The sequence below is a fragment of the Achromobacter sp. CSND-B12 genome (assembly GCF_052906545.1).
On sequence record NZ_JBREGJ010000001.1, the window covers coordinates 1,351,272 to 1,360,452 of the forward strand.

At 61.8% G+C, this 9,181-nt stretch carries 15 protein-coding genes and 1 tRNA gene; 15 read left to right on the forward strand and 1 reads right to left on the reverse strand.

Features of this window, described 5'->3' with window-relative positions:
- The first annotated feature begins 125 nt into the window (after positions 1 to 125).
- The 14 genes from ACUTAG_RS06170 to ACUTAG_RS06235 all read left to right on the forward strand — a co-directional run bounded on the left by ACUTAG_RS06170 (position 126) and on the right by ACUTAG_RS06235 (position 7,398).
- Positions 126 to 611 (forward strand): hypothetical protein, encoded by a 486-nt coding sequence (locus ACUTAG_RS06170; RefSeq protein ID WP_446650063.1) that lies wholly within the window; start codon positions 126 to 128, stop codon positions 609 to 611.
- Positions 612 to 639: 28 nt separating this feature from the next.
- Positions 640 to 1,233 carry a hypothetical protein gene (locus ACUTAG_RS06175; protein WP_446650064.1) on the forward strand — a complete coding sequence of 198 codons (594 nt, stop codon included), beginning with the start codon at positions 640 to 642 and terminating at the stop codon, positions 1,231 to 1,233.
- Between the two features lie 3 nt (positions 1,234 to 1,236).
- Positions 1,237 to 1,671 (forward strand): single-stranded DNA-binding protein, encoded by a 435-nt coding sequence (ssb, locus tag ACUTAG_RS06180; RefSeq protein WP_446650065.1) that lies wholly within the window; start codon positions 1,237 to 1,239, stop codon positions 1,669 to 1,671.
- Positions 1,672 to 1,757: 86 nt separating this feature from the next.
- A complete protein-coding gene (locus tag ACUTAG_RS06185; RefSeq protein ID WP_446650066.1) occupies positions 1,758 to 1,916 on the forward strand; it encodes a hypothetical protein in 159 nt (52 codons plus the stop codon).
- 1 nt (position 1,917) lies between these two features.
- Positions 1,918 to 2,643: a hypothetical protein gene (locus ACUTAG_RS06190; protein ID WP_446650067.1), complete on the forward strand. Its 726-nt coding sequence runs from the start codon at positions 1,918 to 1,920 to the stop codon at positions 2,641 to 2,643.
- Positions 2,644 to 2,646: 3 nt separating this feature from the next.
- Entirely contained in the window at positions 2,647 to 2,907 is a 261-nt protein-coding gene (locus ACUTAG_RS06195) for a hypothetical protein (protein WP_446650068.1), read from the forward strand.
- Positions 2,900 to 3,835, forward strand: a complete 936-nt coding sequence (locus tag ACUTAG_RS06200) for a DNA cytosine methyltransferase (RefSeq protein WP_446650069.1) — start codon at positions 2,900 to 2,902, stop codon at positions 3,833 to 3,835. Before ACUTAG_RS06195 ends, ACUTAG_RS06200 begins: the two co-directional genes overlap by 8 nt.
- Positions 3,836 to 3,844: 9 nt before the next feature.
- Positions 3,845 to 4,777, forward strand: coding sequence for a hypothetical protein (locus tag ACUTAG_RS06205; protein WP_446650070.1), 933 nt, complete (start codon positions 3,845 to 3,847; stop codon positions 4,775 to 4,777).
- Positions 4,774 to 5,244: a hypothetical protein gene (locus ACUTAG_RS06210; protein ID WP_446650071.1), complete on the forward strand. Its 471-nt coding sequence runs from the start codon at positions 4,774 to 4,776 to the stop codon at positions 5,242 to 5,244. The genes ACUTAG_RS06205 and ACUTAG_RS06210 overlap by 4 nt, the downstream gene beginning before the upstream one ends.
- Positions 5,237 to 5,452 carry a hypothetical protein gene (locus ACUTAG_RS06215; RefSeq protein WP_446650072.1) on the forward strand — a complete coding sequence of 72 codons (216 nt, stop codon included), beginning with the start codon at positions 5,237 to 5,239 and terminating at the stop codon, positions 5,450 to 5,452. Before ACUTAG_RS06210 ends, ACUTAG_RS06215 begins: the two co-directional genes overlap by 8 nt.
- On the forward strand, positions 5,452 to 5,781 hold the full coding sequence (locus ACUTAG_RS06220) for a hypothetical protein (protein WP_446650073.1): 330 nt from the start codon (positions 5,452 to 5,454) through the stop codon (positions 5,779 to 5,781). Before ACUTAG_RS06215 ends, ACUTAG_RS06220 begins: the two co-directional genes overlap by 1 nt.
- Positions 5,778 to 5,990: a hypothetical protein gene (locus tag ACUTAG_RS06225; protein ID WP_446650074.1), complete on the forward strand. Its 213-nt coding sequence runs from the start codon at positions 5,778 to 5,780 to the stop codon at positions 5,988 to 5,990. Before ACUTAG_RS06220 ends, ACUTAG_RS06225 begins: the two co-directional genes overlap by 4 nt.
- Positions 5,991 to 6,025: 35 nt before the next feature.
- The gene (locus tag ACUTAG_RS06230) at positions 6,026 to 6,247 is read left to right on the forward strand and encodes a hypothetical protein (protein WP_043207549.1); all 222 of its coding nucleotides are present in this window, start codon (positions 6,026 to 6,028) and stop codon (positions 6,245 to 6,247) included.
- Positions 6,223 to 7,398, forward strand: a complete 1,176-nt coding sequence (locus tag ACUTAG_RS06235; protein WP_446650075.1) for an Arm DNA-binding domain-containing protein — start codon at positions 6,223 to 6,225, stop codon at positions 7,396 to 7,398. The genes ACUTAG_RS06230 and ACUTAG_RS06235 overlap by 25 nt, the downstream gene beginning before the upstream one ends.
- A 25-nt stretch (positions 7,399 to 7,423) precedes the next feature.
- On the opposite strand, the gene ACUTAG_RS06240 is transcribed toward ACUTAG_RS06235, so the two are convergent.
- Positions 7,424 to 7,499 (reverse strand) — tRNA-His (locus tag ACUTAG_RS06240).
- Positions 7,500 to 7,697: 198 nt separating this feature from the next.
- On the opposite strand from ACUTAG_RS06240, the gene ACUTAG_RS06245 reads away from it, so the two are divergent.
- Positions 7,698 to 9,155, forward strand: a complete 1,458-nt coding sequence (locus tag ACUTAG_RS06245; RefSeq protein ID WP_054440958.1) for a phospholipase D-like domain-containing protein — start codon at positions 7,698 to 7,700, stop codon at positions 9,153 to 9,155.
- Positions 9,156 to 9,181 lie beyond the last annotated feature (26 nt).

Below are 9,181 nucleotides of genomic sequence, written 5' to 3' on the forward strand. Positions count from 1 at the left end.
GCCGCAATATTTGCAGTCATCTGCACCATCGTGGGCGTAATGGCAGCCCTACAGCACTCTGACCAGAAATCTAACGAACTCTGGGCTAAGGATGGCCGTACGGCTGTCGCTGCTAAGGAATAGACATGTCCAAGACACATTGGAAACTCCTGATCAACCCCGATTACATCGGGGCCTACGCCCTAGAAGAAGGTCAGGATCTGACGGTGACTATCGACTACGTGCAACAGGAATCCGTCACCGGTACCGGCGGCAAAAAGGAAGATTGCACGGTTGCTCATCTGGTCGGCCAAAAGCCGATGATCCTGAACGTTACCAACTCCAAGATGATCGCCAAGCTTTACGGGCCGTACATCGAGGACTGGGCGGGCAAGCCGATCACGCTGTACGCCAGCACCACCAAGCTTGCCGGGGAAACGGTGGAATGCCTGCGAATTCGACCCAAGGTCACGGTCAAGCAGCCGCCCAAGATCAGCGCTGACCGGTTCGCCAAGGCCATCCAATCCATCAAGGATGGCGCCTATACCACCGACAAGCTGCGCTCCAACTTCACCTTGACCCCTGAACAGGAAAGCGAGCTTGTGGAGGCCCTAAGTGAAGCCACTGTTTAAGGTTCGTTGCTCCTCACTCAGCTCCATCATGACCGATCCGAAGACGAAGGGCGCGGTTTTGTCCGAAGGCGCTAAGACGTACCTCGAAGGCGTAGCCAAGGAGCTGGTCTACGGCTACACCTACTCGCCGACGACGAAGTACACAGAGAAGGGGCAGTTGGTCGAAGACCAGGCCATCGCCCTATACAACTCGGTCTTCTTCACAAACCACGCGAAGAACACCGAACGGCGGGAACTCGACTACTTGACCGGCGAATGCGACATCTTCACCGGAACCAAGATCATCGACATCAAGTCGGCATGGTCGCTACACACGTTCCCGGCCACCGCCGCGATGGGCGCCAGCAAGGACTACGAGTGGCAGATGCGCGGCTATATGAAGCTGTGGGACGTGGACGAAGCCGAGGTCGCTTACTGTCTGGTCAACACCCCGGACGAGCTTGTGGGATATGAAGATCCAGACCTGCATTACGTCGATCACATCGATGAGGTTCTGCGCATTACCCGGGTCCAATACACCCGCGACCGCGAACTGGAAGAAAAGATGGAAGCCCGCGCACGCGCTGCTCAGGAGTACGTCATCGACGCCATGCAGCGCATTGCTGCGGAACACCAAGGATAGGACATGGCATCAGTCAACAAAGTCATTCTCGTGGGCAACCTGGGTCGCGACCCGGAAGTCCGCTACAGCCCCGACGGGGCCGCAATCTGCAACATGTCCATCGCCACCACCTCCACCTGGAAGGACAAGGCCTCGGGCGAGCGCCGCGAAGAAACCGAATGGCACCGCGTGGTCATGTACAACCGCCTGGCCGAGATCGCCGGCGAATACCTGAAGAAGGGCCGCTCGGTCTACGTCGAAGGCCGCCTGAAGACCCGCAAGTGGCAGGACAAGGACACCGGAGCTGACCGATACGCCACCGAAGTGGTGGCCGACCAGATGCAAATGCTTGGCGGTAAGGGTGACGAAGTGGACCGCGCCCCGTCACGACGTCCTGCACAGCAGCGCCAATCTGCCCAGCAATCTGGTGGCTACGACGACGAACCGCCACCCTTCTGATTTCCTGGCAGTCCCCCAGTTTTCAACCTATGGAGAACCCCGCCTTTGCTGGTGGGGCTGCCCCTCTATTGCCTTGGAGATTCCAAATGGAACCAGATGATGCCCCTGCTCCGAAGGATGATTTCGTAGAGCGTGTCGTCATCGCCTGGGGGCTTCCAGGCGCAATCGTCGGCTTGGTGATCCTGAATGCCGGCATTTTCTTCCTGTGGCGCTCTGCCCTGTCCTTCTTCTATCCCGGAGCCTGACATGACGAATTCCTACGACGTTGACCACGGCCTGAGCCAGGACGCGCCCGGGCCGCTGGAGCCGGTGGAGATTGCCCAGCAGCCCGGCGCTGCGCCTGCCACGGGCAACACCGCCCGCGACCAGGAGATGTACGCCGCCGGCATCCGGACTGGCGAAGAGAACGCCAAGCACAATGCGGCGATCCGCGCGGGAGCCGGCTGGCTGCCGATCGAGAGCGCGCCTAAGGACTCCTTCATTTTTGATGGCTTGCATCACTATGGCACCAAGATCATCGTGTTCGATGGAAGCATCAACACGGCCCGCTGGTGGCGCATAGAGGGCGATTCTGCGAGCAATTTCATTGACGAAGGCGGCAGAGCGATTTACCCCACGCACTGGATGCCGCTCCCCGCCGCCCCTGGCGTATCCACGGTGGAGGATGAGCGCCAGGCGTTCGAGGCCTGGGCCAAACGGAAGAAGATGCCGCTGGCTCGCATAGGACAGCAGTACGACGATTTCTGGGTTGATCATGCCTGGAACGGCTGGCAAGCACGGGCTGCCCTTGACGCTCCCGCAGCTGGCGATGCGCTGGAATGGCAAGGACTGACGAAAGCCGAACTTGCCAGCTATGTTGGTGCAATCATTGAGTACGGCACCGAATTCGTCGCGCCGCTGTACTCGGTCGTCGAAAGCATCGAAAAGCGCCTTCGCGAGAAAAATACCGCCTCTCAGCAGCAGGAGGGGTGAGACATGGACATCACCGTTTCAGTCGTCCGGTTGGCCCAGCGTGATCGGGTCATCGTCCCCGTAAGGGCCGACATTAATCAGCTCGTTCCTGTGATCGCATCCGGGGCACTTGAAGAAGCTGCCAACCTCATCGATTTCCGGCTCAACGGCGGAAAAGATGACTTCCAACCCACATTTTCGGCATTTCCACATGGCGCCCTCCCTTGGGTGAAAGCCAATCATAGCGCCGCAATGGATCGTCTTGCGTGGAGGAAAAATGAATGAGCTGGCTCTTTTCGCAGGCGCTGGTGGAGGAATTCTCGGCGGCCACCTGCTCGGATGGCGAACCGTCTGCGCAGTTGAACGTGATGCCTACGCCGCACAAGTTCTCGCGGCAAGACAAAACGATCGAACCCTCCGACCTTTCCCGATTTGGTCTGACGTGTGCAGTTTTGACGGAAGGCCGTGGCGCGGCATTGTTGACGTGGTATCTGGCGGCTTCCCATGCCAGGACATCAGCGCGGCAGGACGCGGCGCAGGCCTGGCCGGCGCAAGATCCGGCCTCTGGAGCCAAATGGCCCGGATCGTGGCTGAAGTTCGACCGCGCTTCGTCTACGTGGAGAACAGCCCAATTCTCACTTCTAGGGGACTCGGAACCGTTCTCGGAGACCTGGCCGCGCTGGGGTTCGATGCGGAATGGGGAGTCGTGTCCGCAGCCGACACCGGAGCTCAGCACCTCCGCGAACGAATCTGGATTGTGGCCTACGCCGAACGTCCCGAACGGTGGACGCAGCGTTGCGCATGTCACGGACTGGCGCGGCAAGACGGCCTATCACAACGGCCGGAAGGTTCAGGTAGGACTGGAAGCCGCTGTAAGGATGTGGCCGACCCCCACAGCCAGCGACACGGGGCAGCGGTCGAAGCCGTATGCGCAGGGCGGCACGCCGCTCAGCCTGGCCGCCAATCTCTACCCGACACCGACAACGATGAAGTCAAGCGGCGGTGCAGCCCTGTGCAAATGGGGCGGCGCCGGAGCCAGGAAGAAGATGGCCACCATGGTTACGCCCTCGGAAATGAATGGCCCCCTGAACCCAACGTGGGTCGAGTGGCTAATGGGGTGGCCCACCGGGTGGACCGACTTAACGGCCTTGGAAACGGCCAAGTTCCGCGAGTGGCAGCAGCAGCATTCCATCTTCTCAGCAGCCGAATCTAAGGAGGCAGCATGACCCAACAAGACGACATCACCCAGCGCGTGCTGACGGCAGAGCATCATCTGAACGAGCTGATGCGCCTCACGCAACCCTGGCCGAACGCCACGATACCCTGCGCCACCGTGCGCTCGCATGTTGAGCAGGCGCTGTCCCAGGTGCGCGCCCCTGTAGCCGATGAGCGACAGGCCGTGGCGTATCTCGACCTGGGAACGGGCGGCTATATGGACGTGGGAACCGACCTGACCGACGAGCAACTGACCGCACTGCCTAAAGGCCGGCACATGCTCGCCATCATCGGCACTCACAGCGTAAACGGGTATACACCTGTAAGTGCCCCTATAGCCGATGAGCGGGCGGTGGAGACGTTCGCCGAGCGCTTCGCGCTGGCCCTTAAGCCTGTCGCCTATACGACCAAGCGCGGCGCCGTCTATCTCGGAAAATCAACTCAGGTCGGCAGCGAGAACCTCTGCACCATCAGCCAGGCCGTCTACGAGTTTCGCGCCGCCCTGGCAAGCGCCCCTGTAGCCGGGGAGGCGCAGAGCGAAGTGGCAAAGCTGGCGGAAGAATTGGGCGACCTCGCGTCGGACATGGCCTACGAGGCGAATCAGGAGATGGACCAGGAGAAGGCAACCCGGGCCGCCATCATTGAGCGCGGCGAGCGCGCCCTACGTCGCTTTGCTGATGCCGCGCCCCAGGCCAGCGCCGAGTACGAACGAGGCCGCGCCGACGGCTGGGCGGCAGGATGGGATCAGGCTATCAAGCAGCCCCAGGCGCACAAGGACGGCGGCCAGCAGCGCGCCGGGGATATGGACGAGCGAGCGGCATTCGAGGCTTGGGCATACCGCGCCGGCATGGGTCCGAAATTCCGTGAATCCATGTTCGCTGCATGGGAAGCCCGCGCCTCCCTTTCTGCCACCCAGGCCGAACAAGGAGAACGGGATTGAACTACTACCTCGACACCGAGTTCGACGGCTTCGGCGGCCCGCTCCTATCCTTGGCGCTGGTGCGTGAGGATGGCGATTCGCTGTACCTCGTTTACACGGACCACGCCGCGCAGCAGCCCTGGGTGCGCGAGAACGTCCTGCCGATCATGCGGGCGGTTCCGTTCCCCGTAACGGTCGTGAACTGCCGCCACCACGGCGGCGCGGTGCGCATCGCCGAGTTCCTGCGTGGCGACCCAGTGCCGCACATCAACACCGATTGGCCGGACGACATCCGCTATTTCTGCCAGGCCATCATCACCGCGCCCGGCCAGATGGTGAACATCCCTCACCTGTCGTTCGAGGTTCACCGCGTAGATGCCTACCCAACCACCCTGCCCGGGGCGGTTCAGCACAACGCCTGGTGGGACGCCATGGCGCTGCGACATCTGCTTACCCAGCCCACCGAGGACGGAGGCGCCCGTGAATGACCACATCCCCTACGCCACATCCTGCAAGGACGCCCAGGGCCGCGTATGGCATGCCTACTCGGTCAAGTTTTACAGCCCGGACGGCTCCTACGAGTGCCACATTTCAGCCATCAGCGACGACCACGCCCGGCTGCAACTCGATGCCCTCAAGGAAACGGGCCATCTCACTGGGCAGACCATCGAAGCCCATCCCAATACGGAGCCGTGATGAACAAGGAACAACTTGACGCCATCGCCAACCGCAAGACTACGTGCCATCCCTTTGGCGAGACGGTTAGCCTGTCGCGGGCAGAGAGGGACCAGCTTGTGGCGATGGCCCGTTATGCCGTAGCAATAGACAGGGCTGCTACCGAACTTCCTATCGGGTACTACATCGAGTTGAGCATTGAATGCGGCTATGGCGGCGCACGCTTGATTGACCCAGACGGGGAGCCGACAGAACTCGATTGGGATGAACGCGATTTGCCTGCCGAAATCAATGCTGGGATAGACGCGGCCATGGCTGCGGAGATTGGCAAGAATATGGAGGAAATGTGAAGCTCTTTATTGACATCGACCCCGACATCCTAGCTGAATCGGCAGAGTTCGAAACCCAAGATCAAGCCTTTGAGCTGATCAAGTCCGTGGATCTTCTGATGGCTGACTATGACTTCACGCTAGGTGTGGTCCGCTATCTCGTCGGCGAACTCAAAAAATGCTCTGACGATAGTGACCCACCGCTAACGGCGACCGACTTAGGACTTTGATGCCCGCCTAGCGCGGGCTTTGTTTTGGAGGCGATATGTTGCAACGTGCGGTTGAGCCTGCTGTGCAGGTTGCGCCGGCGCCCTACGTGACGATAGCGCTCGCCGCTACCATCACGGGCCTTACGGAAAAGGCGATCCGCCGTAAGATCGAAGCCGGCAAATGGATCGAAGGACGCGAATGGATCCGCTCCTGTGACGGCGGCATTTTCATTTCAATGGCAGGATACCGACAATGGGTAGAAAAGGGACAGGCGTAGAGATCCGGGAGAAGTCCATCCGGATTTCTTTCACCCTCGATGGGGCCAAGAAGCGGGAAACCCTGAAGGTGAACGGCACGCCTATGCTACCGACGCCCGCCAACGTCAAATACGCAGAGCGGGTGGCAATCGAGATCCGGGAGAAGATCCGGCACGGCACTTTCAGCATGGCGGAGTACTTCCCGGAGTCGGTCGCCGAAGTGGACGGCACGGTAGGCGGCCAGCTCGACGTGTGGGTCGCATCGCAGCGGATCGAGAATTCCACCAAGGACGGCTATTCCAGCGCCATCAAGTTCTGGAAGAACGGGGTGGCCAACAAGCATGGCTTGCGCCTTGGGCTGATCCCCCTGCGCCGCCTGAAACTCAGCCACATCCTGACCGTTATAGCCAGCCGACCGGACCTGACGGGGAAAACCGTCAACAACTATGTATCCGTCCTGCGGCAGGCTCTCGAGCTGGCGGTGCAGGACAAGATTCTGACCGACAACCCGGCCGAGGGCGTGCCGCGGGCCAAGCACCAGAAGGAGCCGCCAGACCCTTTCAGCCTGGAAGAGGCCGAGGCCATCATCGGCTACGCGGCGGAGAAATATCCCGAGCCGGTCTACAACATGATCGAAGCCTGGTTTTTCACCGGCCTTCGCACGTCAGAGGTGTTCGGCACTCGATGGCCGAATGTCGATCTAAGGGACAAAACCGCGCAAATTGTGGAGGCCATTGTCCGTGGTGAGCGGAAGTCCAGGACAAAAACCAATACCGGGCGCTTGGTCAAGCTCAACAGCCGCAGCTTCGCGGCCTTCCATCGACAGGAGAAACACTCCCGGATGCGTGGCGAGCAGGTTTGGCTGGACCCCAGGTACGGAACGGCCTGGGAGGATGAGCGGGCGTTTCGCCGCAGCTATTGGTCACCAGCCTTGAAGATCTTGGGGATCCGATATCGGCGCCCGTACAACATCCGTCATACCTACGCGACGATGATGCTGATGGCTGGGATGCGCCCGGCGTTCTGCGCCAAGCAGATGGGGCATAGCATTCAGGTGTTCCTGACCACTTATGCCAAGTGGCTGGACGGCGCCCACGACGACCTTGAAATGGCCCGCCTGGAATCCGCAATTACCCCGAATGTTCCCCGAGAAAACAAAACAGGCACCTAAGTGCCTGTAATGTAAGGGAATTCTTTGGGGTGGCTGATGGGACTCGAACCCACGACAACCGGAATCACAATCCGGGACTCTACCAACTGAGCTACAGCCACCACATTTTTCTTGCGCTGACACCAGAAATTTCGTGTTCAACTGCAAAGAGGCCGAATTCTAGCATGTTTTTTTCGGCGGTGTAAAACGCCCCGCGGTCCTGCAGCCTCGGCCTCGTCCGCCCCCTCTTGCCACGCCTGCCCGCCTTGCTATCCTTGGCGCTCGAATCACCCTCTGGAGGCCTGCGTCGCGCCGTTGCCATGGATCGCATACATGAATTATTGACCGCTTACTGGCCGCACATGGTGTTCGGCATCAGCGTGGTGGCGGGCACGGGCGCGGCGGTGCATGCCGCCATGACCAAGCAGGACGTGCGCTCGGCCATCGGCTGGGTCGGGTTGGCGCTGTTCTCGCCCTTGTTCGGGGCGGCGGCCTATTTCGTGGCGGGGATCAACCGGATCCGCAAAACGCGGCTGTCGCAGCAGCGTGACGAAGCCATGCTGGTGGACGCGGCGCTGGTGGAGACGCCCAGCGTGGACGTGGCGCCGATCTCGGGCCCGCAGTTCGCGTCGCTGAAGGTGCTGGGCGACCAGGTCAGCCGCTTTCGGCTGCTGGGCGGCAACGCGGTGCGGCCGCTGGCCGGCGGCGATGAGGCGTATCCGGCGATGCTGCAGGCGATCCGCGAGGCGCGCCACGCGGTGGCGATGCAGAGCTACATCTTCGACAACGACGCGATCGGCCGCGAGATGGCACAGGCGCTGATCGAGGCGCACGGGCGCGGGGTGCAGGTGCGGGTGCTGATCGATGCGATCGGCGCCAAGTATTCGCGGCCGCCGATCGTGCGGATGCTGGCGCGCGGCGGCGTGCCGGTGGCGCGGTTCATGACCAATCCGCTGGGCGTGCTGCGCATGCCGTATGCCAATCTGCGCAGCCACCGCAAGGTGCTGGTGGTGGATGGCCGCATCGGTTTCACCGGCGGCATGAACGTGCGGGCGGCGTTCGTGACGGCGCTGTCGGGCGCGGCCACCAATGTCGATACGCATTTCCGGGTGGAAGGCCCGATCGTGACGCAGTTGATGTCGGTGTTTGCGCACGACTGGAATTTCACGACGCACGAGTCGCTGCCGGCGCGGCCATGGTTCGATCCGCACGCCCAGCCCGTGCATGGGGTGGTGCCGATGCGCTGCGTGCCGTCGGGTCCCGACCGCGCCATGGGCAGCGCGCACAGCATCATCCTGGGCGCGCTGGCGGTGGCGCAGCGCCACGTGCGGATCCAGTCGCCCTATTTCCTGCCGGACCAACCGCTGATCGGCGCGCTGGCGACGGCGGCGCGGCGCGGGGTGACGGTGGATATCGTGATTCCGGGCAAGAACAATCTGCGGCTGGTCGACTATGCCATGACGGCGCAACTGGACCAGGTGGTGCGCACCGGCTGCCGGGTGTGGCGCTCGCGCGGGGCGTTCGACCATTCCAAGCTGATGACGGTGGATGACGGCTGGGCCTATGTCGGGTCGTCCAACCTGGACCCGCGCAGCCTGCGGCTGAATTTCGAGCTGGATACGGAGATCTACGACCCGCAGGTGGCATGCTGGATCGGCGCCCGCATCGATGCGCTGGTGGCCAACGCACGCCGGCAGACGCTCGATGAATTGCAGCAGGCGCCGTTCGCCAAGCGGCTGCGCAACAAGGTGATCTGGCTGGCCACGCCCTACCTCTGAGCCCGGCGGCGCCGGCATGCGGGAAA